Annotated in this window: 28 protein-coding genes and 1 tRNA gene; 13 read left to right on the top strand and 16 right to left on the bottom strand. The window is 62.7% G+C overall.

Translation table 11 applies throughout. From position 1 onward, the window contains the following. Positions 1 to 252: 252 nt before the first annotated feature. Positions 253 to 378 carry a hypothetical protein gene (locus tag ACLFLU_RS21640; protein ID WP_426406906.1) on the top strand — a complete coding sequence of 42 codons (126 nt, stop codon included), beginning with the start codon at positions 253 to 255 and terminating at the stop codon, positions 376 to 378. On the opposite strand, the gene ACLFLU_RS21635 is transcribed toward ACLFLU_RS21640, so the two are convergent. The 5 genes from ACLFLU_RS21635 to ACLFLU_RS21615 form a co-directional block, all read right to left on the bottom strand. Next, positions 375 to 572 carry a hypothetical protein gene (locus ACLFLU_RS21635; protein WP_426406905.1) on the bottom strand — a complete coding sequence of 66 codons (198 nt, stop codon included), beginning with the start codon at positions 570 to 572 and terminating at the stop codon, positions 375 to 377. The two genes, ACLFLU_RS21640 and ACLFLU_RS21635, sit on opposite strands and share 4 nt — an antisense overlap. Positions 573 to 710: 138 nt before the next feature. Continuing rightward, on the bottom strand, positions 711 to 1,061 hold the full coding sequence (locus ACLFLU_RS21630) for a GrlR family regulatory protein (protein ID WP_426406904.1): 351 nt from the start codon (positions 1,059 to 1,061) through the stop codon (positions 711 to 713). A 475-nt stretch (positions 1,062 to 1,536) separates the two neighbouring features. Next, a complete protein-coding gene (locus ACLFLU_RS21625; RefSeq protein ID WP_426406903.1) occupies positions 1,537 to 1,677 on the bottom strand; it encodes a hypothetical protein in 141 nt (46 codons plus the stop codon). Positions 1,678 to 2,212: 535 nt separating this feature from the next. Continuing rightward, the gene (locus ACLFLU_RS21620; RefSeq protein WP_027531020.1) at positions 2,213 to 2,509 is read right to left on the bottom strand and encodes an HU family DNA-binding protein; all 297 of its coding nucleotides are present in this window, start codon (positions 2,507 to 2,509) and stop codon (positions 2,213 to 2,215) included. Between the two features lie 284 nt (positions 2,510 to 2,793). Continuing rightward, the gene (locus ACLFLU_RS21615) at positions 2,794 to 3,585 is read right to left on the bottom strand and encodes an AraC family transcriptional regulator (protein ID WP_426414041.1); all 792 of its coding nucleotides are present in this window, start codon (positions 3,583 to 3,585) and stop codon (positions 2,794 to 2,796) included. Positions 3,586 to 3,683: 98 nt separating this feature from the next. Here ACLFLU_RS21615 and ACLFLU_RS21610 point away from each other — a divergent pair, with 98 nt between their 5' ends. The 3 genes from ACLFLU_RS21610 to ACLFLU_RS21600 all read left to right on the top strand — a co-directional run bounded on the left by ACLFLU_RS21610 (position 3,684) and on the right by ACLFLU_RS21600 (position 5,929). Continuing rightward, positions 3,684 to 5,234, top strand: coding sequence for a carboxylesterase/lipase family protein (locus tag ACLFLU_RS21610; RefSeq protein ID WP_426406902.1), 1,551 nt, complete (start codon positions 3,684 to 3,686; stop codon positions 5,232 to 5,234). A gap of 54 nt (positions 5,235 to 5,288) precedes the next feature. After that, complete coding sequence (locus tag ACLFLU_RS21605; protein ID WP_426406901.1) at positions 5,289 to 5,474, top strand: hypothetical protein; 186 nt, start codon at positions 5,289 to 5,291, stop codon at positions 5,472 to 5,474. A gap of 146 nt (positions 5,475 to 5,620) precedes the next feature. Then, positions 5,621 to 5,929, top strand: coding sequence for a hypothetical protein (locus ACLFLU_RS21600; protein WP_426406900.1), 309 nt, complete (start codon positions 5,621 to 5,623; stop codon positions 5,927 to 5,929). Positions 5,930 to 6,109: 180 nt separating this feature from the next. Here the strand turns inward: ACLFLU_RS21600 and ACLFLU_RS21595 are convergent, their stop codons facing one another. Together ACLFLU_RS21595 and ACLFLU_RS21590 are read right to left on the bottom strand one after the other, a co-directional pair. Further along, positions 6,110 to 6,421 (bottom strand): helix-turn-helix domain-containing protein, encoded by a 312-nt coding sequence (locus tag ACLFLU_RS21595; RefSeq protein ID WP_426406899.1) that lies wholly within the window; start codon positions 6,419 to 6,421, stop codon positions 6,110 to 6,112. 248 nt (positions 6,422 to 6,669) lie between these two features. Then, positions 6,670 to 7,629 (bottom strand): hypothetical protein, encoded by a 960-nt coding sequence (locus tag ACLFLU_RS21590; protein ID WP_426406898.1) that lies wholly within the window; start codon positions 7,627 to 7,629, stop codon positions 6,670 to 6,672. Between the two features lie 266 nt (positions 7,630 to 7,895). Between ACLFLU_RS21590 and ACLFLU_RS21585 the strand changes: the two genes are divergently transcribed. Next, positions 7,896 to 8,348: a VOC family protein gene (locus ACLFLU_RS21585; protein ID WP_426406897.1), complete on the top strand. Its 453-nt coding sequence runs from the start codon at positions 7,896 to 7,898 to the stop codon at positions 8,346 to 8,348. A gap of 388 nt (positions 8,349 to 8,736) precedes the next feature. After that, positions 8,737 to 9,375 (top strand): glutathione S-transferase family protein, encoded by a 639-nt coding sequence (locus tag ACLFLU_RS21580; protein ID WP_426406896.1) that lies wholly within the window; start codon positions 8,737 to 8,739, stop codon positions 9,373 to 9,375. Between the two features lie 127 nt (positions 9,376 to 9,502). Here the strand turns inward: ACLFLU_RS21580 and ACLFLU_RS21575 are convergent, their stop codons facing one another. Genes ACLFLU_RS21575 through ACLFLU_RS21565 form a run of 3 tightly spaced genes read right to left on the bottom strand, consistent with a single transcriptional unit; the run spans position 9,503 to position 10,218 of the window. Continuing rightward, the gene (locus ACLFLU_RS21575) at positions 9,503 to 9,670 is read right to left on the bottom strand and encodes a hypothetical protein (RefSeq protein ID WP_426406895.1); all 168 of its coding nucleotides are present in this window, start codon (positions 9,668 to 9,670) and stop codon (positions 9,503 to 9,505) included. 7 nt (positions 9,671 to 9,677) lie between these two features. Continuing rightward, positions 9,678 to 9,917 (bottom strand): hypothetical protein, encoded by a 240-nt coding sequence (locus ACLFLU_RS21570; protein ID WP_426406894.1) that lies wholly within the window; start codon positions 9,915 to 9,917, stop codon positions 9,678 to 9,680. Between the two features lie 46 nt (positions 9,918 to 9,963). Continuing rightward, positions 9,964 to 10,218: a PilZ domain-containing protein gene (locus ACLFLU_RS21565; RefSeq protein WP_426406893.1), complete on the bottom strand. Its 255-nt coding sequence runs from the start codon at positions 10,216 to 10,218 to the stop codon at positions 9,964 to 9,966. Between the two features lie 225 nt (positions 10,219 to 10,443). Between ACLFLU_RS21565 and ACLFLU_RS21560 the strand changes: the two genes are divergently transcribed. Beyond that, positions 10,444 to 10,518, top strand: a tRNA-Glu gene (locus tag ACLFLU_RS21560). A gap of 17 nt (positions 10,519 to 10,535) precedes the next feature. Here the strand turns inward: ACLFLU_RS21560 and ACLFLU_RS21555 are convergent. From ACLFLU_RS21555 to ACLFLU_RS21545, 3 genes are all read right to left on the bottom strand, one after another. Next, a complete protein-coding gene (locus ACLFLU_RS21555) occupies positions 10,536 to 12,143 on the bottom strand; it encodes a hypothetical protein (protein ID WP_426406892.1) in 1,608 nt (535 codons plus the stop codon). A 62-nt stretch (positions 12,144 to 12,205) separates the two neighbouring features. Beyond that, the gene (locus tag ACLFLU_RS21550) at positions 12,206 to 13,651 is read right to left on the bottom strand and encodes a glycosyltransferase (protein ID WP_426414040.1); all 1,446 of its coding nucleotides are present in this window, start codon (positions 13,649 to 13,651) and stop codon (positions 12,206 to 12,208) included. A gap of 191 nt (positions 13,652 to 13,842) precedes the next feature. Continuing rightward, a complete protein-coding gene (locus ACLFLU_RS21545) occupies positions 13,843 to 14,946 on the bottom strand; it encodes an acyltransferase family protein (RefSeq protein WP_426406891.1) in 1,104 nt (367 codons plus the stop codon). Between the two features lie 226 nt (positions 14,947 to 15,172). Here ACLFLU_RS21545 and ACLFLU_RS21540 point away from each other — a divergent pair, with 226 nt between their 5' ends. The 6 genes from ACLFLU_RS21540 to ACLFLU_RS21515 all read left to right on the top strand — a co-directional run bounded on the left by ACLFLU_RS21540 (position 15,173) and on the right by ACLFLU_RS21515 (position 20,279). After that, the gene (locus ACLFLU_RS21540) at positions 15,173 to 15,370 is read left to right on the top strand and encodes a hypothetical protein (protein WP_426406890.1); all 198 of its coding nucleotides are present in this window, start codon (positions 15,173 to 15,175) and stop codon (positions 15,368 to 15,370) included. A gap of 263 nt (positions 15,371 to 15,633) precedes the next feature. After that, on the top strand, positions 15,634 to 16,260 hold the full coding sequence (locus ACLFLU_RS21535; protein ID WP_426406889.1) for a PilZ domain-containing protein: 627 nt from the start codon (positions 15,634 to 15,636) through the stop codon (positions 16,258 to 16,260). Between the two features lie 130 nt (positions 16,261 to 16,390). Further along, on the top strand, positions 16,391 to 16,648 hold the full coding sequence (locus ACLFLU_RS21530) for a hypothetical protein (protein WP_426406888.1): 258 nt from the start codon (positions 16,391 to 16,393) through the stop codon (positions 16,646 to 16,648). A gap of 621 nt (positions 16,649 to 17,269) precedes the next feature. Next, complete coding sequence (locus ACLFLU_RS21525; protein WP_426406887.1) at positions 17,270 to 18,310, top strand: PrsW family glutamic-type intramembrane protease; 1,041 nt, start codon at positions 17,270 to 17,272, stop codon at positions 18,308 to 18,310. A gap of 69 nt (positions 18,311 to 18,379) precedes the next feature. Then, entirely contained in the window at positions 18,380 to 18,958 is a 579-nt protein-coding gene (locus ACLFLU_RS21520; RefSeq protein WP_426406886.1) for an HdeD family acid-resistance protein, read from the top strand. A 235-nt stretch (positions 18,959 to 19,193) separates the two neighbouring features. After that, positions 19,194 to 20,279, top strand: coding sequence for a 3-deoxy-7-phosphoheptulonate synthase (locus tag ACLFLU_RS21515; protein ID WP_426406885.1), 1,086 nt, complete (start codon positions 19,194 to 19,196; stop codon positions 20,277 to 20,279). Between the two features lie 54 nt (positions 20,280 to 20,333). Here the strand turns inward: ACLFLU_RS21515 and ACLFLU_RS21510 are convergent, their stop codons facing one another. The 3 genes from ACLFLU_RS21510 to epmA are packed head-to-tail and all read right to left on the bottom strand — an operon-like array spanning position 20,334 to position 22,784. Next, entirely contained in the window at positions 20,334 to 20,588 is a 255-nt protein-coding gene (locus ACLFLU_RS21510; protein ID WP_426406884.1) for a hypothetical protein, read from the bottom strand. A gap of 40 nt (positions 20,589 to 20,628) precedes the next feature. After that, positions 20,629 to 21,723, bottom strand: coding sequence for a lysine-2,3-aminomutase-like protein (locus ACLFLU_RS21505; RefSeq protein ID WP_426406883.1), 1,095 nt, complete (start codon positions 21,721 to 21,723; stop codon positions 20,629 to 20,631). Next, complete coding sequence (gene epmA / locus ACLFLU_RS21500) at positions 21,720 to 22,784, bottom strand: EF-P lysine aminoacylase EpmA (protein WP_426414039.1); 1,065 nt, start codon at positions 22,782 to 22,784, stop codon at positions 21,720 to 21,722. The genes ACLFLU_RS21505 and epmA overlap by 4 nt, the downstream gene beginning before the upstream one ends. Positions 22,785 to 22,835 lie beyond the last annotated feature (51 nt).

Below are 22,835 nucleotides of genomic sequence, written 5' to 3'. Positions count from 1 at the left end.
TCAGCATCTCCGCGGTGCTGGCGGGGTTTTCAGTTTGGCACGCTACGTCCGCCGCCGGCGCCGAGGAGCAACGGTTGGCTCGCCTGCGCCATGCCCGAGTTCCTCAAGGCATCGCCCTCCGCGGGGTCGGTTGCAGCGCCGGGGCGGCGGCTCGATCCCACCTCGCCGCTCTGAGCGGCACATCATAAGCGTGCGGGGAACGGACGCGCGAACTGCGTGTTGATCTCGCCTTTGGATACCAGGAGGCTCGACATGCCGGTGTGGCTCGATATCCTGCTCAATATCTCCGGCTATGCCGGCTTCGTCGCCCTCGCAACGCGTGGAACCTCGTGCCGGCACGCAGGCGCCGACGATCAAATCTATCGCGACGAGTCCTAGTTCGCCTGCGGCACTTGTCCTGCCGTGCGCACCAGCCGGTCGGCTTTGACCGCGACGCGCGTGTCCTCGTCCTGCGGCCGCAGCGAAAAGCTGATCACCACGAAGGCGAGACAGAACAGCGTGCCGACGACAGCGACGCGGCGATAGGTCTGGCGGTCGCCCTGATAAAATGATGGTTCTAAAAACGGGGTCATTGGCAAGATCGGTTTTCTTGTTGTCTTTGCCGGACACCTATCCCAACGCGCGGCAAGCGCAACGCGATTGGGCTTTTAACCTAACCGAATAGCGTTATCGCGATGGCGGCAAGCTTCCGTTAGGAAATTGCGGGCGCCTCACACCTCGGCGAGCCACTTCAGCGACGCGCGAAAGCCGAGGCTGCGATGGCCCGCGACCAGCACGGTGCCGTACACCTCGGCCCCCTCCTCGCTGAACGTGCCGGAGAAGCCGCTGGTCGCCTCAGCTCCGGCGAAGAGCGGCCTGACGAGCGGATCGGCGAACGGCGAATGCTGGTTGGTGGCAAGCTCGCCCTTCCAGGTGCCGTTGCCGAATGTGTAGGAGCCGCGCGACCAGAAGTAAGGTCCGCCGCCGAGCAGCACGCCATCACGCAAGATCAGCACGCCGCTGTCGCGGCCCTTCACGCCGTCAAGCATGTGGATGTGGATGGAGTAGAGCCCGTTCCTCATGGAGGTGCCCGCCGTGGCCAGCGACGATAGCGCGGCGCGCGGAGAGCGTCGAGACGGTGGCGAGCGTTTTGTCGCCGTCCGGTGCCGGCTTTGTTCAGGCTTCGCCACCATTTCGTTCCCCGGGAACGAATCGGAATCGACGAAATCAGCGCATGGCAATTCTTAACAAATCGTTTGTACGCAAACGAACAAAAAAACGCTGCACGCGAACGATCACGCCGTGTCGTCGGACATCGCGAGAGGTGGCTGCAACGACGACACGATTTCGCAAGGCATCTTTGCAAGGCATCGCACTGACTCGTTTTGACACAGCCCCGAGCCGACGTTCGAACACACGCAACCTGTTCTCCATCCGACTCCATTTCGTTCTCAAAGAACGAATCGGAGTCGAGCAAATCAACGCGACACGTTTCCTAACGATCGATGAAGCGAAGCGCCGTCGTATCAGGTCGTCATCGCCTCGAGCCGGGAATGCTCAGGCCGCGACGCGCTTCGCGCTGCCCTTCTCCGAAAAGCATTCCAGGATCTGGATGCGGAGTTCTTCTGCGGCCGGGCCTTCGACCTTCCTGAGCTGGTTCCAGAGCCGGATCACTTCGCGCTGTTTCTCGACGGTCATGAGGCACCTCCAAAGCGGGTGACTCACTAGAACAAAATGAGAACAAAAAGTCCAGTCCCCGCGCGAAATTTTGTGTGCATGTCGCGTTGAACCTTTTCGGCGCGCCAGGGACCCATGGAGGCTGGGGATTTCAGCGCCCAGTCACGTGCCAGCGCCGCTTGACGAACATATTCCGTCACCGCGGCGCTGTTGCTTTTTAGATTTTCAACCTTAAGTTAGAGGCAACTTGAGTTGAGACGGCTGACGGCCAGGCGCTGAAATCCCAACGCCGTCAGCAAGAGAGCCCCGTGCGCAAGCGCGGGGTTTTTCTTTTTGGAAATCGCGCGATGACTTGCGGGGATCGCCGAGCACGATCGCTACATTGCGCGATGAACTTTTTCAGTGCTGGCGCGTCTAATAGATGAAGCCTCCCCCAGGCTTCACCCCCATCAGAAAACCCCGCTTCCCCCAAGGCGGGGTTTTCCCCTTTTTGTCGACATCACGCCGCCGGTCCGCGTGCCGATCAGGGCACGCAGACGGCGCGCGAGCGCCGGGATCAGACCGAGTCCTTGGCAACCTTCAGAGGCGAGGCCTTGACCGACTTGCTCGCCGGCTTCGCAGCAAACTGCATCGGCTCCTTGGTGAAGGGATTGACGCCCATGCGGGCTTCGGTCGCGGGCTTGTTGACGACCGACATCTTCACGAAACCGGGAATAACGAACTCACCGGACTCGTTGAGCTCCTTGTAGCCGACGGTCGCCATGTATTCGATGACCGACTTCACGTCGTTCTTCGCAAGCTGCGTGCCTTCCGCAATTGCGTCGATCAATTGGGTCTTGGTCATCTTCGCCATGTCTGGAGTCCTTTTGGAAAGTCTGGAGTTTTGTGAATTCGGTGCGCGCGAGCTACGATGCAGCTCTGCCTGGGAAGCGGTAAAACTACGCAGCGCGCTTGGTTCATGCTTACGGCCATGAAGCGACCGGGCTTAGAGCCTATTGAGGCCAAAAAGGCAAGCAGCAGTTCGGTGCAAGTTCCGCATCTTTCCGTCGGTCGCGTCTGCCGCGCTACGGCAAATCGAATTCAACAATATCCCCATGGAGTTCTGCCGAGCAGCGGCTTATCGGCGTCCGCATGCGACTAGGTCTTTTGAGCCACACTGCCCAGATATTTGGCTGGCGACTTTCCGAGCGCCTTCCTGAACATCGTGATGAAGGCCGTGACTGATTCATAGCCGAGATCGGCGGAGACCTGCTGCACGCTCGCACCCGCAGCGAGCTCGCGGATCGCGACGATCAGATGCAACTGCTGACGCCAGCGTCCAAACGTCAGCCCCGTCTCCTTCGCGACGAGACGCGCAAGGCTGCTCTCGCTGAGCGCGACGTGATCGGCCCATTCCGCCAGCGTGCGGCGGTCCGCGGGATTGTCCGCCAAGGCTCCAGCAATGCGCTTCAACCGCGGCTCGCGCGAGAGCGGCAGATGCAATTGCTGCACAGGCATGCGCGGCAACTCGCCGAGCAGCACGCCGATCAGGCGCTCCCGCCTCGCCTCGTCATGCTGCGCGCCGTCGGACAGCTCGACGATCAATTCGCGCAGCAATGGCGAGATCGAGATGGTGCAGCAGCGATCCGGCAGATCGACCAGCTCCGCCTCGATGTAGACGAAGAACAGATTTGCATTCGCAATCGCGCGATTGCTGTGCGGCATGTCGCTTGGAATCCAGACCGCGCAATGCGGCGGCACCATCCACAGGCCATCAGGAACGCGACAGGTCACGCCGCCGCCGAGCGACACCACGAGCTGTCCCTTGCGATGTCTGTGGTCGGGCACCTCGCCTTTGGTCCCGTCGGCATCGACGCGCACGGCAATCACCGGCGCGGAGCGGTCGTCCACGTCGAGGTCGACCCAGGGGTATTGGAGCTTCTGTCTGATCATTGACGGTTTTTAGCGATCGATTGGACTTATGCATAAATTCGTCCATCGGGAAAGTCGATAGATCTCGCCTCGCCCTCAAATAAGGAGTTGCGACCGTGCATGGCTCGATCATCCCAACAGCAGCCCAACTGGGCCGAACCATTCGCACGCAGGCCGGCCTGGTGCGCGGCGAGCCATGCGACGCCGGCGGCGTGCTTGCGTTCAAGGGCATCCCCTACGCAGCACCTCCGGTCGGATCACTACGCTGGCGCGCGCCACAGCCGCCGACGCCGTGGATTGGCGTGCGCGATGCGCTGGCCTTTGGCGCGGGGTCGCTGTCGTCGCTCGAGAAGGATCCGAGGCCGGGACCGCGCAGTGAGGATTGCCTCACCCTCAACGTCTGGACCGCCGCGAAAGAGGCTGACGAGAAGCGGCCCGTGATGGTGTGGATCCACGGCGGCGGCTTTCAGTTCGGCTCGTCGGCCAATCCGGCCACCGACGGCCGCCTGCTGGCGGCCAAGGGTGTCGTCGTCGTCAGCTTCAACTATCGCCTCGGCGTCCTCGGCTTTCTCGCCCATCCTGATCTCGATGCCGAAGCGCCGTCCGGCAATTACGGCCTGCAGGATCAGCTCGCGGCGCTACGCTGGGTCCAATCCAATATCGCCGCCTTCGGCGGCGACCCCGACAATGTCACCCTGTTCGGTGAATCCGCCGGCGCCATGGCCGTCGGCATTCTGATAGCGGCGCCGCTTGCGCGCGGGCTGTTCCACAAGGCCATCGGCGAGAGCGGCGCCTTCTGGGATGGCCGGCACGGGCCGCTACAAAGCTTCGAGGAAGCTCGCGTGCGCGGCCTCGCCTTCGCGCGCCGGCAAGGCGATGCGTCAATCGCAGATTTGCGCGCGATGCCGGCCGAGCAGTTGAATGCGGCAGCGCCCTGGAGTTTTGAGCGCGACCACGTCACCCAGGCGTTCTCGCCGAGCATCGATCATCATGTGGTGCCTGATGTACCCGCGCGACGTTTCTTGCGCAGCGAGCAGATGCACATCCCGCTGCTGGCCGGCTGGAACAGCGCGGAGCAATTCCCCTTCATGTCGCAATCCCTCCCCCATCACTCGGCGCAAGCGTTTCGCGCGGCGGCCGAAGCGATGTTCGGCAAGGACCGGCTGGCGGAGTTTCTCAGACTCTACCCAGCCGACACCGAAGCGCAGGCCAAAGCGTCTGCCGCCGCGCTCACCGGCGACATGGTCGTTGGCGAACAATGCTGGCAGTGGCTGCGGCTGCATCGGAGCCGCACAGGCGCGCCCGTCTACGGCTACCACTTCAATTACACATCGCCCTACACGCCGATCGCCTCGCACGTCACCGAGATCCCCTTCGTCTTCGGCGCGCTGACGCCGCAGCGGGTGATCGGCAGCACCACGCCACCGGCTGAAGCCGACCGCGCCCTCTCAGAAACGATGATGAGCTATTGGGTGAATTTTGCGACGCGCGGCGATCCCAATGGGTCCGGCCTGCCCTCCTGGCCGGCTTTTGATGCGAACGATGTCGTGCAGATCCTCGGCAACACGATCGAAGCCCGCCGCAATCCGTACGCTGATCGCTTCGGCTTCATTGGCAGTTTCAGGGAGGACGGCGTGCTTCCCACGCGCTGGCGGGAGGTGGGTTAGCGCGATAACCGCAATAATGGTTCTCTTTTCGGAGCAACTCCTGCATAATGCTGCATGGCAAAAACAAAAGTGACCTTCAGAACCGCCCGGATTGCAGACAACGAGTGGAAAATCCTGGCTGATTACCCCGACCACGAGCAGCGCCAGATTACTGGCTTCACCAGCAAGGCAGATGCCGACGACTGGATCAACGGCGACCGCAAGATCGCCTGGCTCCGTTCCCAGGGCTACGCCAAGTGAATTGGCCAAGTGATTTAGCCCAGTGAACATTTGAGGTCGCGTCGTCACCTCATCGTGAAACTTGTGACTTGATAGACATTGTTCAGACTCTGGTAACCCAACGCATCCACTCTCCATTCAGTATCGTTGCGTTGGAGTACCCCACAGTGCTGGATTTTGACGAGCTGCGTGAACTCGCAGCCGATGTTCGTGTGTTTGTCGATGTCGCCGAAGACAAGGCCGAAGCGCTCAGGGCCGTGATCGGCGCCTATGACGTGGTGCTGGCGATCTTCCCGTCCGGAGACGGCATGGGCCTCCACGTCATCAAGGGCAAAGAGATCCTCGACAAGATATCGAAATCACGGTCGCACACGAGCTACAGCCACACGGCCATTGCGGTTCCCGATCTCGAGCATGCCGAAGTGCTGAAGCTGCTGACGACGGCAGCGCCGGTCGCACAACGGATCGCAGCGTAGTTGCCGGCAGCGGTACGCGCCATCAGCGCGTCGATACGCGCTGACGACGAACCTGTTCCCGGCGGCAATCACGGTGCTCACGTCTGCGCCTGTTGAGATGCCGATAATAGGTCGCGCGCGGCAAGCTCGCTAGATGGCAGAGCCGTTGCGCGTCGGCATGAGCATCGGTTGCCTTCGATGTCATGGCTTGAATGACTTCGATGATGCCGATGCTGGCTTGCCTTGCGCTGCCGGCCGCTCCAACGCGCGCAAGGCTTGCCGAAAAAACTCGATGTCCATCTGTTGGCGGCCCACCAGGCGTTCGAGTTCGGCGATGCGGGTCTTCGCTTGTGCGAGCGCGGAGCGCTTGTCGTCGTACGTAGCCAAGGGCTCGAGCTTGCGGGGACCGGGCTTGGGTCCAGGCTTGCGATTCAGCCCCTCCGGCCCATGCGCCTTCCACGCCTTGATCCAGTCGTGCAGTATCTTGCGCGATATCCGAAGCTCGCGAGCCACGGGCAGAACGCCGTCGCCTCATTCGACACGCTTGATCGCCTTCAACTTAAACGCCGTCGGAAACTGACGGTTCTTTCCTCGTGCTGCCACAGGTCATCCTCGAAATGCCTGTCACTGCAATTACCGTGTCTCACTTAAGGGGTGCAGTCCAGCACAGTCACCGTAGTTCGCGCATGCTCAAGGCGGCGCTCTGTCCTTAGGACTCCCGATGCACATGTAACGTAGTCACCGCTTTCGCAATGCTACGCTTACGCCTTTCTGACGAGGACATTAAGAACAGGCAAATGCTCGTAGGTCGCGCGCTCCCCTTGCTTGAGCCCGAGCCGCTCGCCGAGCAAGCTGTTCACATTGGGATGAAACATGAACTGGTGTTGCATTAACGGGCCGCGCTGACTTGCAGGCAGGAGCGAGCAGCGCTTAATCATCGTCTTTGCTGAGAGCCTATTATTTATCGCCAGCAGGGTTTCGCCCAGTTTGTCAGCTGGCAACGATTCTGCGCCCTGTGAATCTGCAAATTCTTCCGGGAAGCCCGGATTGGGCACACCGTTTGTTTCTGATGGGCGTGTCAGCGGCACGTTAAAGTGTCCGAACATGTCGGCCGGAAAATTGACGTAGGTCGAGTAGATGCCGATCTTCCACTTGATGAAATCGAGCACCTTGATCGAGTAACCAGGCACAAAGGGCATGAGCACGTCGTGATTGGCGACGACCATGTGATAGATCAAAGTTGCCATGTCGGCCCGACTGAACTGGCCGATCCGCGCGATGGGATCGCGGGCTCGCGGTTTAGACAAATAGTGGGTCTCACCAAGATCAGGCAAAAGCATGCTGTAGACTAGGCAGAATAGGGAAACCTTTGACTCTCTGATGAACTGAGCGCTGGTAATCCTGCGCCCATCGGCCAAGCAGAATTCCCTTGTGATCGTCGTGCCTGAGCTATTCGGGCTCCCGTGAATCGACAATTTGTGCCGGAGGATCTGAATGTTCTTTGATCCGGCTGCTTCATCTTCGAAGTTCCTAGAGTTTTGCATCAACACGGTCAGGTCTCCGCTATTGCGGTTCTGACGGACGGAAAAAAGCGCGCGATCAATCCCTTCATAACCGACCACCACTCTATTCTTCGGCTCCGAACCCATTTTCGTTCCCTCTGTTTGCTTAAATTCTGACAAAGGTTGCGATCTTCGCGCATCGGCGACGATATTGTCCACTCTCTGAAGGCAGCTCCCGAGGCGCAAGCTCCGGCGCTATGTCGGAATTACAGAATTGCGGTGACAGTGCACTAAACTCATTCGGCGGCGCCAACCCGCTGACGCCGGGGCTTCAGTTCACACTTGGCCAGTTTACTTAACCACCGTTTCGTCCATCACGCACATCTGTCCCCCGCCCCCTGCCCCTCCTCCCACTTTCCTGCTATCTCTCCCCCGCCGTTACGGCCCAGAGCAAAACCCTCCGATTGTCCAAGGGAGCAACAACCATGCGTTATCTCCACACCATGCTGCGCGTGCGCAATCTCGATGTCGCGCTGAAGTTTTACCAGGATGCGCTGGGGCTGAAGGAGGTGCGGCGGATCGAGAACGACAAGGGGCGCTTCACGCTCGTCTTCCTGTGCTCGGCGGACGATCTCGAGGCGCTGAAGAAGCAGCCGCAGACGCGCGGCGCGCCGCTGGTCGAGCTCACCTGGAATTGGGACGAGGAGAAGTATGGCGAGGACCGCTTCTTCGGCCATCTCGCCTATGAGGTCGACGACATCTACGCCACCTGCGAGAAGCTGCAAAAGGCCGGCGTCACCATCAACCGGCCGCCGCGCGACGGCAACATGGCCTTCGTCCGCTCGCCCGATCTGCACTCGATCGAGATCCTGCAGAAGGGCGAGCCGAAGGCGCCGGCCGAGCCGTGGGCGTCGATGCCGAACATCGGCCACTGGTAAGGCCCTTACAGCAGGAACCTGCACCCGCCCGGCGCGTTCTCTCTTCAACAAAGCGATTGGAGGAGGACGCAATGGGACGAGGAATATTGCTGTGGCTACTGGGCGTGCCTATTCCGGTGATCATTCTGCTGTGGCTGTTCTTGGGCCACTGATCATCTGATCGACCCTGCAATGAAAGCTCCGCCTCGGGCGGAGCTTTTTGCATGAGGGGCTCACGGCAATGCGCATCGCCGTTCGTGCAGGATTCCTGCTATCACCCGCGCACGGTGGCTTGTAGCCCGGAAGAAGCGAAGCGTAATCCGGGACCGGCCGCCGCAGCCGAAGCAACCCGGATTGCGCTGCGCTCCATCCGGGCTACGATATCAAGAAACGCCCGCGGGAGGACTTCATGCCGGACCAAACACTGACGATCTGGGGCCGCGCCAATTCGGTCAACGTGCAGAAGGTGCTGTGGTGCCTGACCGAGCTCGCTGTACCCTACGAGCGCATCGACGCCGGCATGCAATACGGCAAGACCCGCGAGGCCGACTATCTCGCGATGAACCCCAATGCGCGGATCCCCACGCTGGTCGAGGGCGATTATGCGCTGTGGGAATCCAATTCGATCATGCGCTATCTCTGCATGGCGCACGGGCGCGGCACGCCGATCTATCCGGAGCCGCCGAAGAAGCGCGCCGGCGTCGACCGTTGGCTCGACTGGACGTTGTCGATGGTGCAGCCGGTCGACCGCCCGGTGTTCTGGGGCATTGTGCGCACGGCACCTAGCGAGCGCGACATGATCAAGATCCAGAGGGATGCCGATGCGGCCGCCGAGGTCTGGGCCATCGCCGACCACCATCTGGCCTCGCGGCCTTTCATGGAGGGCGACCAGTTCACGCTCGCCGATATCGCTGTTGGCGCCTATGCGCGGCGCTGGCTCGGCGTCGAGGGGATCACCCGCCCGGTGCAGCCGAACCTCACCAGGTGGCTCGCCGAGCTCGCCAAGCGGCCCGGATTTGCGCAGCACGTGGCCCCGCCGATGTCGTGACCGCTGATGTGGCTTAAGTTGCGGTGAGCGCGCGCGAAATCGTTGCGAGCGCGCAAAACGCCCGCGCTTGACGTCTCTCTTGACGTCTACTGTGCATGGGGTTGTTTTCGCGTTTTTGTTTGAGCGCCTAGTGCCCGCCGCGCTCGACCATCACGACGACGGCAATCAGCACCAGCGTGACGACCGCAGTGGCGAGCTTTGCGGTCCAGGACAGCCCGCGCCCGACCCACCACAGCAGCGCGCAATACATCAGCGCGGGGACGAGGAGATCGAGCCGCAACAGGTCCGGCGACATCCGCCCCTCAGCGCCCGGTCACGGTGTCGACCCTGACCGAGCCGCCGATCTTCACGCAGGTGCCCTCGACCATCGTAAAACCCCGGCCGTAGGCGGCGCAGCCATTGGCCTTGGCAGACCCGGCGGCACTCTTCAGCGGCAGGCTCTTGCCCGACTGCGGCTGCTCGCTCGGCGGCAGGCGCAAGGTCTCGGCCCCGGCTGCGGAGGTCGTAGCGAGAAAGATCAGGACAAGGACGGTGAGGCGCATCCGCGCCTTGTAGCCCGGACCTGCGCCAGGCGCTATCCGGTGGCCGTCAGAGGAACTTGATGCCGGCCGACTTGCCGCGGCGCCAGACCACCTGGCAGCTCCGCCCGGTCCGGGCATCGCGCGCAAACGCCATGCGGATCACGCCCGGGAGCTGGCTCGCATCCTCGTCCATCGTGATCTTGGCGCCCGAGGCCGAGATGTCCTGGACCAGGCAATGCCGCGCCGCGAATCCGCCGTCGAGCGTGATCCAGGCGTGCCGCGACAGCAATTTGCGGTCTGCGCGCTTCTTGGGCGGTGGCATCGGCGAAAAATCTCCTGCTCCAGCGCTAGCTCAGGGAACCCTAAGAAACCGTTGAAATCGCCGCCCGAACAGTCCCGGGGCAGGCTATCCACCGGGCCCAAAAGAGCGTTCCGGAACGGCTTGCCCACGGGCCCAAAGGCCACTATACGTTCGCCCGCTGCAGCCGCCGGGCACGACTCGCGTGGCCAGTGGGCCTGTCGCCAAATGCGGCCTGGCCTTGCGTTTGCTCCCTTCGTCTATCGGTTAGGACGCCACCCTTTCACGGTGGAGAGAGCGGTTCGATTCCGCTAGGGAGCGCCAAGCAGCCCCCCATCCCCTCACCGCTCGCCCTGGAAGCTGCTCTGGACCTTCGCGCAGGCGAGCCCGACGGTATAGAGGTGGACCCCCTCGATCACGCAATGGTCCGGATCGAGCGCCAGCAATCCGATCGACGTTTTCTCGTTCAGCTCCCACGGAGAGCGGACGACAATGCAGGGGTAGTTCGCGGCGAGCTTGGCGTAGCTTGTGATGCGAAAATTGTTCTTCAGGACGCGCGTGTAGGTGTTGTGGTCCAGCAGCGCGACTTTGAAGGCGCGCTCATAGGCAACAGAGAACCTCTCCCGCATCGCCTGGTCGCCCCAGAGCTGCAGGGTCATGTCCCAGCCGTGATTCATGTCGTTCTCCGGCGCGCCTACGAACATGCCGGAGACGTTGGCGCAGGCGGGACCGGCCGCGACCACGGCCTTCGAGAGCCTGGCCCCGATCGCATTCGCGCGCAAGGTTTGCAGCGCGACAGCGCGGGCGTCGACTAGCGTCACCGCGGCCGTCACGGCACATAAACCGCCTGCCAGCAGGCTCAGCGCAGCCGACGGGATCGCCGGGACCAGACGCCTGATCTGCACCACGACCAGGACGAGGACCCCGCCTGTCAGGGCCCACGATGCCATCATGTAATGCAGCGCGAAATGCTTCGACGTCGCCACGAGGTACGCCGCAAAGATCAGGACGGCCGCACTGAGCGTGAGGCTGACCGGATCGCGCCAGTCGCGCGTCCTGCTGCACCAGGCCAGCACCGCGGCCGCGGCTGCAATGTAGGTGCCCGCCGCGAGCGGCACGGCTGCGATGATCTCGCGCATGTTGGACCAGAACGTCGCGAAATCGATGAATCCGGTCTCGCCCTCGCCGTAATGGCCCTTGTGGGTTGCGATTTGCACCAGCCATCCGAACCCGCGCGTGATCGTTCCCGGATTGAAGGTCAGACTGAAGCCAACGAAGCCGATCGCCCCGGTGATCAAGGAAGCGACGAACGCCCGCCGGTTTCTGAGCAGGCACACGGCGAACAGAGCCTGCGGCAGATAGAGATATTTGGTCGAGAAGCCGAGCGCGAAAATCAATCCGGACACGACGCCAAGGCTGGTCGCCGGCGGTCGCTCGTCGAGCGCAGCCTTGAGCACGATGGCCATGCCGAATAGGGCGATCGCGACCATGAGGCTTTCCGGAGCGAGCACCATCTGAAAGTGAAACGCATCCGGATGAACGAACGCGCCGGCCTGAAACAGCATCGCGGCAATGGCACTGCGCGTCGTCCGGCCGACGATGAGCCCGCCAGTCAGCAACGCACCCGAGAGGACCAGCGCCTCGCAAGTCCGCGCCGCGTATGTGATCGCATCGTAGTGCTTGAGCCCGAACGCGACGATATCATCGGGCCGGGCGACCAGGGCCCAGCCCCTGATGACCATCTCGACGAGCAATGTCGTCGTCGTTCCCGGATGATCGAACTTCAGCGAGCCATATCCGGCCGCCGCCACCAGCCCGTTCATGGTGTAGGCCGATTCCGGATCGACCTGGACGCCCCAGACCGCCTGCCAGGCCGAATAGAGCAACGTCGCCGCCAGATACAATGACGGCACGATGAGGATCAGCGATGTTCTGACCCTCACGCTCATGCGCGCGTCAGGAAAACAGCAATCGGCTGACATCATCGGCATCGAACCGTGGCTTCCACGGCCTAGATCGCCTTGATCTTGAGAAAGGCGAAAGCCACCATCTTCAGCAGCATCCAGCCATGGCGAAACCTGGAGATCTGGGTCTCGCCATAGGTGCGCGCGGCGTAGCGGATCGGAAGGTCCACCGATTTCAGATTGAGCTTCGAGGCACCGAAGATCAGGTCGAAATCGCCGAACGGATCGAAATCGCCGAAATAGGCCTTGCCGGCTTTCAGGCGCTGATAGTCGCTGCGGCGCAGAACCTTGGTACCGCAGAGCGTATCCGTATAGCGCTGATTGAGCAGCCAGGAGAACAGATAGGAAAAGATCTTGTTGGCGATCAGGTTGAGGAAGCGCATCGCGCCTTCGTCCATGGGATAGACCAGGCGCGATCCGTTGACGAACTCGCCCTTGCCCGACAGCAGCGCCTCGACGAATTTCGGAATTTGCTCCGGCGGCATGGTCAGGTCGGCGTCCAGAATGATCAGCACGTCGCCGCGCGCCGCGTCGAACGCGGTGAAGACGGCGTCGGCCTTGCCCTTGCCCGGCTGGCGCATCACCTTGATGTCCCTGGAAGGATACGCCTGCCTGACCCGCTCCATCTCCTCGAAGGTGCCGTCCTGGCTGTGGCCTTCGATGAAGATGATCTCGATGTCGCTGCAGAAATCGGGCATTCGCCGGACAGCCGGCTCGATATTGCCGCGCTCGTTACGTGCCGGCACGACAACGGTGGCCGAGCAAAACTCCTCCCTCGCCCTGCGGCTCGAGCGCGCGACCATATAGTGCCGCAGCGCCACCTGGCGGATCCCCGGCAGCACGCTGATGAAGCGATTGAGGAGGCGCCCGAGCCCGAACATCCGGACCGGCGAGAGCACGCGTTGCTCGGACTTCACCGGATCGAAATCCGCAAGCCTCGCCAGGCTGCGCAAGTCGGACGGCGACAGCACGTTCTGATCCGGCTGCGGCATCCGCAGGCCGACGAGCTCGGCGAATTTCAGCACGGGGTACCAGAGATGCGAGAAGTAACCGATCACCAGCCGCGTATCCCGCTTGCAGAGCGGATGCAGCTGGGCGATGAACTTCTGGCAATCCTCCAGCGAACCGATCGTATCGAGGACGAGGATATAGTCGAACGGACCTTGCAGCGCTTCCAGCGTCGCGGGATCTTCGGCATCGCCTTCGACAAACGTGAGATCGGGGTGGCGTTGCCGCGCGATCCCGATTTGCTTGCGGCAGAAATCTATTCCGACGCCGTGCGAGGGCGCGAGGCTCGCGAGCGTGTCGCCAATGCCGCATCCGATATCGAGGACGCGGCTTCCCGCCGGGATCAAGAACCGGAGGTAGCGTTCATCCTCGTCGTGAAAGAAGCTGTTCTTCTCGCGCCACGCTATGCGATCCGTGGCGACACGGTCGGCGTGATCGAGGATGCCTGCCTTTCGCGGAGACAGGCAGCCAGACATGACGGTCATGTCCATGACAGGACACAGGCTTTGTCAGGCCTGCTCGAACGACAATCTATCGCGACATCAGATACCACGGCGCGTTGCGCCGCAGACACAAAAATACACATAAAAACAGTTCCCCCGAACCCGCTGCTACTGAAGCGCAACTGCAGTGGGACTTCAACAGGAACGTCATCCGGCGGACTAAAAATTCGGCCTCAGGTCGTCGTGAAAACCTCACGTCGCCGGTCGCGCCATTTTCGGCTTATCGCGATGAACGGCTCTTCGATGAACCGCCGGGATAGCCACGCCATCGGCGTAGTCAGGAGCACGCCGATGACAATGCCCAACAGGATCGACAGCATGGGCCAGCCGTCGATGCCGCTGATGCGGACCGCAACGCTCAAGCCGATCATGTGGAAGAGGTAGAAGCTGTAGGATATCCGGCCGTAGAAGCCGATCACCGGCTGATCGAGCCAACGAAAGCTACGCTGCAGCCTTCCAAACGCGATCAGCGCGACCAGCAGCCCGGATGAACAGGCTTCGAGCAGGATGATCGGCGCGGTTTGCTTTTGCAGACCGCAATAGAGGAACAGGACACCGGCCACGACAGCCACCACCATCTGCCGACCGCCGATACCTTCCACGAGGCGGCGTCCCGAGAAGTGCAGCGCCACGCCAAGCACAAAAGCGTACAAGGGCGCGAGGTTCGTATAACCGCCGAGCAGATGCGCATATGGACCGATGAACGACAGTCCGAACAGCACCGCGATCGCTGCGATCAGGACGGGCGAGCCAAATCGCCGGCCGCCCAGGAAAGCCAGAATGATGACCGGCGTTGCGAAGCACTCCACCGTCATCGACCACATCGGCCCATTGATGTCGTGCCGGATCATCAGGGCGTTCAACATCACGTTGAAGGGCGAAAAATCGGGCCCGAAGCCCAGATAGAACCCGAATGCCTCGTGCAGCGCGGCCAGCAGCAATACGACCGCAATCGCCGCCGGAAACAGCCGGAGAATCCTGTGCCGCAGGAACACCGCGATGTCGTCGTTCCGAGCCAGCGAGCGCGACAGCACGAAGCCGCTCAGCACGAAGAACAGCACCACCGGCGCCATGCCTGTGACATAGGTGTCGGTGTATCGTCCGAATGCATGGTAGCCGACGACAGAGACCGCGGCCAAGCCGCGCAACGACTCAAGTCTAGGCAGGAATTCGAGTTTTTGAACCACGATCGTCCTGACATCCGAGGTCTGGATTTCGGACGGCCCCTTGATCTTGCCGCGTCCGCGTTCGCACTTAGCCACAACACGGCGCGTCATGGCAATCTATTGAAACGAGTCCGTCCGGCGGCCGGCCCTGTTCTCTCAGGTGGCACAGCCTGACCTGGAAGGTGATCAAACTCGTGTCTGAAGCCGCTGTTCGGCTCGGGCGAAGAAACCCGCGTCAGGTCTCCGTAAGCCGGTCGGGCTAGTTTCAAGGCGCCCGATTCACAGACCCCGCCTTCCAACGGCGGGTGGCGTTGCCACGCGGTGAGACATGCGCTCCTTGGAGCAGGCGAAGCTGCGACAGATCGCGATCGTGTCGCGCGCGCTGGCACGACAGGACGGCATCGACTATCGACAAACCTCCCGGCACGAGCGGCGCCAGTACCGGCGCGAGGCGATCATCACATTGCTCGGCAACTGGACCCTCGATGACATCCGCCTTGCTGACGGCATCATCGCCAAGTGCAGGAACGGCTGACAGGAACGGCTGAAGCGGCGAGAGCCTCGATTGCTCTGCTTCCGCCGTCGCTCTTCGAGCTATGGCGGACAAGGTGGCCGCAATGACGTGGTTGTGAACGTGCCCGCCCCACAACCGGGACGTTTTGCCGCTTATCCCGACACACCATCGACCCACTCATTTACCGGAAATTTACCCCTGCTCCTGAGTGCCGGTATCATTTGCTTAGAATTTGATCGCTACCGTGGAATTACGGAAACAATCAGAAACACGATCTGGGGCCCATGTCCGTCGCAGAGTTCCTCAGGCAGCGTGCAGTGGAAGTGAGCGTGAGCGGCAGCTATTCGCTGCATCGCTGGTACGATTGCGAGGGCAAGCTGCGAAACTTCGCCTGCCGCACCAAGCGCGTCTCGCCCTTCCGCATGATCGTGGACGTGCCTGTCATCGGCAAGATCGGCGAGCGCGTGACGTCCTACTTCCAGGATTTCGGCGAATTCCAGTGCACCATCAGCGCGACGCTGAAATCGGGCTTCCTGATGGAGCTCGATATGACCCGGGCACGACGCGCCTGGATGTCGGAAAAGCTGACCTGGCTCGAAAAGAAGCAGAAGGACGAGAGCATCCAGGAGCTGCGCCATGATGCGCGTTTCGTTCCGCAGGCCTCGCACACATTCCTGACGGTTGCCGACGGCAGCACCCATCCCTGCTTCATCATAGACGTCTGCACGGCCGGGGTCGCGATCTCCTGCGAATACGACCCGCCGATCGGGACCCCGCTTGCGGTCGGCGCCTGCGTTGGACGCGTCATCCGCAAGTTCGACAATGGCTTTGCGGTGAAGTTCACCGAGAAGCAGCAGCGGGACGATCTCGTCCGCCTGGTCGTGCGCCAGGCCGTGCCGCAGCCGGCCTGAAGCCGGCCAAACCATTCCGTATTGCTGCCCTATCGCGGCCCCAATGCAGGATCAGTTTTTGAGGGTCCGTGCCGCGTGCCGGGCTACATTTGCAGACCTTTCATTTGCAGACTTGCGATCGGGGGACCGGATGGCAGTCGACAAGATCACGGTTGATAAGATCACCTGGGACAGGGTTGGCCGGGTCACCGAGCCCGGGCGCTACATGTACACGTTCGGCTGGCTCACGATTACGGCCGGCGATCTCGATATCTGGAAGCGGTATCCACAAGCCGCCTTCACGCTGCTTGCCCACCATTCCGAGCCAGACGAGGCCGTCGGCGAGGAATTCCACCTTGGGGCCTTCGACATCAAGCCCGACGCTCCAGCGCCGTTCACCACCCATTGAGGGCGGAAAGCGCAGGCCACGGCCGCCTTTCAGGAGCCGGCGATTCGAACCGGAGCCGGCAGAGCTCGGTGTGAGATGCCGTTGCGCAGGGCGCAGGCTGTCTCGGAAGCGCATGGCATGCGGGTTGCTTGATCAACGCCATGATCCACATCCCTCCCGCCGACCAGGCTTTCCTGCTGCTGCTCATCGTCTCCTGCCTTGGCACGTGCCTCATACGCGCCATCGGGCAGCTCGAGCAGGTGCGAGCCCGCCGGATGGCATCACCGCCACGCGGACGCACAGCGAAGCGTGATTAGGCGATCCAGCTGGCCCGCGCGTTGTCCGAACGAGGCTCATCCCGCCTCTGGACTCGCCACCTGCGCACGTGCATCGTGAATCGAAGAAACCTGCACATTGCCTTGATCTGATTTATCAATCGCGATTCCCTGACAGGCGCGCAGCCGTTACACTCAACGACGAGGTGGTTCTGTCATGCAATTGATTGCGCTCGTATTTTACACTTTGCGGCCCTGATGAACGCCAGCTGTCGCGCTTGTTAAGCAACGGGACAGCAAGCGCATGACAGATGGTCGCATCGGGACACGTAGATAAGCGGACCAAGGGAACCTATTTTCGGCGCCGATGTATCTGATTGAAGCGTTACCCACCGTCATCGGAACGGCAGCCATCGCCCCGGCGCTGCTGATGCTGTGGCTCGTCATTGCCGCCGAGGAACGCCCAGGACCGCCAGCCCAGGTCTGGACCGCGTTCCTGCTTGGCGCGGCCAGCATCTCCCTGCTGGGTCTCGCCCGGGCCCCCTTCGCCAAGATGGTCGCTGCGCCGGACAATCCCTGGGCGGCGCTCGCCATGCATTCGGTGTTCGGCGTCGCGCTGCCCGAGGAGGCGGTGAAGGTGATCGCCATCGTGCTGGTCTCCTCGACCAAGCGGCGGACCTTCGCCAACCCCATGGACACCGTGGTCTATGGCGCCGCCGTCGGCCTCGGCTTCGCGGCTTATGAAAACCTTGCCTATCTGGTGCAGCATGCCGAGATGTGGCGGTCGCTGGCGGCGCTGCGCAGCGTTCTCACCGTGCCGTTCCACGGCGCGCTCGGCATCATCGCAGGCGCCTATCTCACGATCGCACGTGCCGGCACGGCGCTGGGCGCAAATCGCCATCATCGCGACTGGTCCCGTCTCTCCAGCCGGCTGCTGATTTTCGCAGGCCCGCTCGCCCTGCATTCGGCCTTCGACTTCCCGCTGCTCACGCTGCAGCGCATGCCGGATCTCGATCCCACCTTGCGGATGTGGCTGGGCGCCGCGAGCCTGTTGATCGGCTTCAGCTCGATCGCCTTTGCCATGCGCCTAGTGCGGCGCGTCGCGCGCCACCACGCGCCCCGCACCGATATCGCGCGGGAGCGGCTCAGCCAGTTGCGCCGGATGTGGGCGCTGTGGCTTGCCGGCGGCGGCGTCGGCTTCCTCGGCCTCGCCTTCGTGCTGACCTCGATCCACCACTGGCTCATCAACCCCGAGCGCAATCTGACGCTCGCCCTGATCCCGATCGGATTCGTCTCGATCCTGCTCGGCCTTGCGCTGCTGGTCGTCACGACCGCGATCTACGTGCTCGGCCGCAACCGCATCCGCACCAGTGGCGAGGGTTTTTCGTCAGCGCACGGCGGCGGTTGATCCGCGGGATGGCAAGCGTGGCATGTGCATACTACATTGAGCGCACATCTTTCGATCCGGAGCCTGCCGATGACGTCGCCTGAGGAATTTTCACGGCTGCAATCCGCGATGAGCCAGGCTGTGAAGGCGCATTGGAAGGCCTTTCTGTTCGAAGGCATTTTGCTTGCCGTGCTCGGCATCGCCGCGCTGATCCTGCCGCCGCTCGCCAGCCTTGCCATCACGATCTTTCTCGGCTGGATGTTCCTGGTCAGCGGCATCGGCGGATTGATCGTGACCTATTGGGCGCGCGCCACGCCGGGCTTCTGGTGGTCGCTGATCTCGGCGGCGCTGGCCGTGCTCGCGGGCCTGCTGCTGCTGGCCCGCCCGATGCAGGCCGTGCTGACGCTGACCATCGTGCTCGGCGCCTACTTCCTCGCCGAGGGGGTCACCACCATCATGTACGCGCTGGAGCACCGCCGCGAGCTGAGCGGCCGCTGGTCGTGGCTGCTGATTTCGGGTCTCGTCGACATCGCGATCGCCTTCATGGTGATCACGGGACTGCCGAGTTCTGCCGAATGGGCCATCGGCGTGCTGGTCGGCATCAACCTGTTGTTCGGCGGTGCCACCCTGATCGGCATGGCCCTGGCGGCACGCAATAGCAACAGTTGAGGCGCCTCAAAGCCCCTGACGTCGATTGGGGGGGTGACAAGGCGCCAACGGCGCGCTATATGACCGGCCATGATCACCGTCGCCACCAGCTATTTTTGGTACTTTAGCTACGACAGCTCGCTGGCGGCAGGAGGATCGCGCTCAATCTGAAATATTGAAGCAAACGTCCGAACAGCCGCCAGACCTGGCGGCTTTTTTATTGGCCGGCAGGTTCTCAAAATGACAGGAGCCCGCCGTGCTGAGCACGACCGACGATCTTCGTATCCGCGAACTGAAAGAGCTGAGCACGCCTGAGGACGTGATGCGGGAGGTCCCGCGCACCCTCACGGCCACCCGTGTGGTGATGGCGGCGCGCAACGCCATCCATGCCATCCTCAACGGCCAGGACGACCGGCTTCTGGTCGTCGTCGGCCCCTGCTCGGTGCATGATCCCAAAGCCGCGCTCGAGTATGCCGAGCGCCTCGCCGCCCTGCGCGAGGATCTGGCCGACCAGCTCGAGATCGTGATGCGGGTCTATTTCGAGAAGCCGCGCACCACGGTCGGCTGGAAGGGCTTGATCAACGACCCGGATCTGGACGGCAGCTTCGACATCAACAAGGGCCTGCGGCTCGCGCGCAATGTGCTCTCGGCCATCAACAATCTGGGCCTGCCCGCCGGCACTGAATTCTTGGACATGACGACGCCGCAATACATCGCCGATCTGGTGTCCTGGGCTGCCATCGGCGCGCGCACGACCGAGAGCCAGATCCATCGCGAGCTGGCCTCGGGGCTGTCCTGCCCGGTCGGGTTCAAGAACGGCACCGACGGCAATGTGCGCATCGCAGCCGACGCGGTGAAGTCGGCCTCGCATCCGCATCATTTCATGGCGGTGACGAAGCTCGGCCGTTCGGCAATCGCCTCGACCGCGGGCAACGAGGACTGCCACATCATCCTGCGCGGCGGCGCCAAGCCGAACTACGATGCGGCGAGCGTCGCGGCAGCCTGCAACGATCTGGCGAAATCCGGTGTTGCCCCGCTGGTGATGGTGGATGCGAGCCACGCCAATTCGAGCAAGAAGCCGGAAAACCAGCCGCTGGTCACGGCCGATATCGCCGGCCAGATCTCGGGCGGCGAGAACCGCATCATGGGTGTGATGATCGAGAGCAATCTCGTCGCCGGCCGCCAGGACGTGGTCCCGGGCAAACCGCTGACGTACGGCCAGAGCATCACCGACGGATGTATTGATTGGGCGACGACGGCAACCGTGCTCGAGCAGCTCGCCGATGCGGTCGAAATCCGGCGCAACACCGCGCGCGCCGGACTGCACGAGCGCTCTGCTTAAGCGGGGCAACAGGTGGGCGGGGCGATGCTGTTCGCGCCCTGCCCGCCACCACGATCAGCAGCCGCGGCAGATGCTCTTGATCTTCTTGTCGAGCTGAGCGTCTTCCTTGTTCACGGGATTGTTCGGATCGCTCAGATTCTTCTCGTTCGGCACGTCGCCGGCGCGCGGCTGGCGATGACCGATCGGCGCCTGCGGCAGCGTTCCCGACGTGGCGCCGCCTGAGGTCGATGACCCCTTGGTGCCGGTCTGCGCGACCGCCGCGCCGCCGAGCAAGACCACGAGCGATGCTGCCACCATGATCTTCTTCATATCCGTTCCTCCATTCCTCAAACCGGCGTTCTCTGGCCGCTCAAGTCTCGGGCGGGTAGAGATGAACGTCGCCGCAATAATCGACGATACGATAGCGCGTTTCCGGGGCGGCATCACGTGCATCGACTGCGGTATTTTGCTCCGCCAACACATAATTCGGCCCGACCGGCGACTTGCCGGCGCCGCCTGGTATGTCGATGACGTAGTCGGGCTGACACAGCCCTGACACCCGCCCACGCAATTGCCGCATCAACTCCTGCCCCTGCGCCAGCGTCGTGCGCAGATGTGCCGTGCCTGGCGCGAGATCGCCGTGATGCAGGTAATAGGGCTTGATCCGGCACTCGACGAAAGCCCGCATCAAATCCGACAGGGTCGTGACGTTGTCATTGACGCCGCGCAACAGCACGGACTGGCTCACCATGGGAATCCCGGCATCGACCAGCCGCGCGCAGGCGGCGCGTGCCGGTCCCGCCAGCTCGCGCGCATGGTTGGCATGCAGTGCCACCCAGGTGGTCGCGCCCGCGACCTTCAGCGCCGCGACCATGTCGTCGCTGATCCGCGCGGGGTCGGCCACGGGCACGCGGGTATGAAGGCGGATGATCTTGACGTGATCGATACCGGCGAGATCGGCCATGATCTCGCTCAGCCGGCGCGGCGACAGCATCAGCGGGTCGCCGCCGGTCAGGATCACCTCCCAGATCTCGCTGTGCGCGCGGATATAATCGATCGCGGTGCGATAGGCGCTATCCGAGAGCACGTTCTCCTTGCCGGGTCCGACCATCTCCCGGCGGAAGCAGAAGCGGCAATAGACCGCGCAGACGTGAACGAGCTTGAACAGCACGCGATCGGGATAACGATGCACGATGCCTGATACCGGCGAATGCGGGTGGTCGCCGATCGGATCGGCGCTCTCGCCCGGTTGCATCTCCAGCTCGGCGGCGGTCGGGACGAACTGCCGCGCGATCGGGTCATCGGGATCGGATTTGTCGATCAGCTCGACCAGCGCCGGCGTGATCGCGACCGCATAGCGCGCGGCAACGCGTTCGAGCGCCGGCAGCGCCGTGGCAGGCGCGAGGTCGGCGGCCACGAGTTCGGCCGGCTCGCGCAATGTCCGTGCAAGATTGGTCTTCGTCATTTTTCACTTAACGTTTCATTTGCAGGCGGTGTCCACACCACCTGATCAATCCGTGTTGCGCCGCTTGCCAGCATCACCAGCCGGTCGAAGCCGAGCGCGACACCGCTCGCCTCCGGCATTTGGGCGACCGCGGCCAGAAAATCCTCGTCCAGCGGATAGGCCTCGCCGTAGCGGCGCTGCTTCTCCGCCATGGACTCCGTGAAGCGCTTGCGCTGCTCCTCGGCATCGGTCAGTTCGCCAAAGCCGTTGGCGAGCTCGACGCCGCAGGCATAGACCTCGAACCGTTCCGCGACCCTGGGATCGTCCGCCTTGACCCGCGCCAATGCCGCCTCTGGAGATGGGTATTCGAACAGAATGGTCAAACGCCCCTGCCCCAGATGCCGCTCGACATGCTCGACCAAAACCTTGCTGAAGATGTCCGACCAGGTGTCGTCTTCGGCGACGCGGACCTTGCCGGCCGCCGCCCGGGCGAGCGCGGCACGGTTACCCTCGTTGCCCGAGATTGTCGACAGCAGGTCGATGTCGGCGAAGCGCTCGAAGGCGCCGGCGACCGTCAGCAGCTCCGGCTCGGCGAAGGGATCGGCGGTCCGGCCCCGGAACGCGAAGGTGCCGATTCCGGTCGCCTGCGCGGCGCGGGCGATGACCACCACCGTGTCGGCCATGATGGCGTCATAGGGGGCGCCCGCCCGGTACCATTCCAGCATGGTGAATTCGGGCAGATGCAGGTCGCCACGCTCGCGGTCGCGGAACACCCGGGCGAACTCGAAAATCCGCTCCTCGCCGGCCGCCAGCAGCTTCTTGCAGGCGAATTCGGGCGAGGTTCGCAGGTAACGGCTGGCTCGGCCGCCCTCGGGCCGGATGATCTCAGTCCGTGGGGCATGCAGATGGGTCTCATTGCCCGGGGAGACCTGGAGAATCGAGGTTTCGACCTCGACAAAGCCCTGCTCGGCGAAGAAGCCCCGTAGAGCCCCGGTAATGGCCCCCCTCGCCTGGAGGAACGGCCGCCGGTCGAGATGCCGGCCGGGCGTCCAGAACGGCGAAATCGGCTTGTCCCCAGTCATCAGCCAACCGCCCCGCAAGCCAGCAAAACGCTGGCATTCAACGACAAAATG

The organism is Bradyrhizobium ganzhouense (assembly GCF_049949285.1).
Taxonomy (GTDB): Bacteria; Pseudomonadota; Alphaproteobacteria; order Rhizobiales; family Xanthobacteraceae; genus Bradyrhizobium; species Bradyrhizobium ganzhouense.
Note: the sequence above shows the minus strand (reverse complement) of the source record. Positions and strands in the feature narration are given on the sequence as shown.

What these genes read in the sequence shown, in the direction of transcription:
- ACLFLU_RS21620 (WP_027531020.1), bottom strand. Translation starts at nt 2,509, where the DNA reads ATGGCGAAGATGACCAAGACCCAATTGATCGACGCAATTGCGGAAGGC.
- ACLFLU_RS21535 (WP_426406889.1), top strand. Translation starts at nt 15,634, where the DNA reads ATGTCCGTCGCAGAGTTCCTCAGGCAGCGTGCAGTGGAAGTGAGCGTG.
- ACLFLU_RS21555 (WP_426406892.1), bottom strand. Translation starts at nt 12,143, where the DNA reads ATGAGCGTGAGGGTCAGAACATCGCTGATCCTCATCGTGCCGTCATTG.
- ACLFLU_RS21585 (WP_426406897.1), top strand. Translation starts at nt 7,896, where the DNA reads ATGCGTTATCTCCACACCATGCTGCGCGTGCGCAATCTCGATGTCGCG.
- ACLFLU_RS21575 (WP_426406895.1), bottom strand. Translation starts at nt 9,670, where the DNA reads ATGTCGCCGGACCTGTTGCGGCTCGATCTCCTCGTCCCCGCGCTGATG.
- ACLFLU_RS21530 (WP_426406888.1), top strand. Translation starts at nt 16,391, where the DNA reads ATGGCAGTCGACAAGATCACGGTTGATAAGATCACCTGGGACAGGGTT.
- ACLFLU_RS21510 (WP_426406884.1), bottom strand. Translation starts at nt 20,588, where the DNA reads ATGAAGAAGATCATGGTGGCAGCATCGCTCGTGGTCTTGCTCGGCGGC.
- ACLFLU_RS21520 (WP_426406886.1), top strand. Translation starts at nt 18,380, where the DNA reads ATGACGTCGCCTGAGGAATTTTCACGGCTGCAATCCGCGATGAGCCAG.
- ACLFLU_RS21545 (WP_426406891.1), bottom strand. Translation starts at nt 14,946, where the DNA reads ATGACGCGCCGTGTTGTGGCTAAGTGCGAACGCGGACGCGGCAAGATC.
- ACLFLU_RS21565 (WP_426406893.1), bottom strand. Translation starts at nt 10,218, where the DNA reads ATGCCACCGCCCAAGAAGCGCGCAGACCGCAAATTGCTGTCGCGGCAC.
- ACLFLU_RS21550 (WP_426414040.1), bottom strand. Translation starts at nt 13,651, where the DNA reads ATGACCGTCATGTCTGGCTGCCTGTCTCCGCGAAAGGCAGGCATCCTC.
- epmA (WP_426414039.1), bottom strand. Translation starts at nt 22,784, where the DNA reads ATGACTGGGGACAAGCCGATTTCGCCGTTCTGGACGCCCGGCCGGCAT.
- ACLFLU_RS21635 (WP_426406905.1), bottom strand. Translation starts at nt 572, where the DNA reads ATGACCCCGTTTTTAGAACCATCATTTTATCAGGGCGACCGCCAGACC.
- ACLFLU_RS21625 (WP_426406903.1), bottom strand. Translation starts at nt 1,677, where the DNA reads ATGACCGTCGAGAAACAGCGCGAAGTGATCCGGCTCTGGAACCAGCTC.
- ACLFLU_RS21525 (WP_426406887.1), top strand. Translation starts at nt 17,270, where the DNA reads ATGTATCTGATTGAAGCGTTACCCACCGTCATCGGAACGGCAGCCATC.
- ACLFLU_RS21570 (WP_426406894.1), bottom strand. Translation starts at nt 9,917, where the DNA reads ATGCGCCTCACCGTCCTTGTCCTGATCTTTCTCGCTACGACCTCCGCA.
- ACLFLU_RS21605 (WP_426406901.1), top strand. Translation starts at nt 5,289, where the DNA reads ATGGCAAAAACAAAAGTGACCTTCAGAACCGCCCGGATTGCAGACAAC.
- ACLFLU_RS21630 (WP_426406904.1), bottom strand. Translation starts at nt 1,061, where the DNA reads ATGAGGAACGGGCTCTACTCCATCCACATCCACATGCTTGACGGCGTG.
- ACLFLU_RS21640 (WP_426406906.1), top strand. Translation starts at nt 253, where the DNA reads ATGCCGGTGTGGCTCGATATCCTGCTCAATATCTCCGGCTATGCCGGC.
- ACLFLU_RS21505 (WP_426406883.1), bottom strand. Translation starts at nt 21,723, where the DNA reads ATGACGAAGACCAATCTTGCACGGACATTGCGCGAGCCGGCCGAACTC.
- ACLFLU_RS21580 (WP_426406896.1), top strand. Translation starts at nt 8,737, where the DNA reads ATGCCGGACCAAACACTGACGATCTGGGGCCGCGCCAATTCGGTCAAC.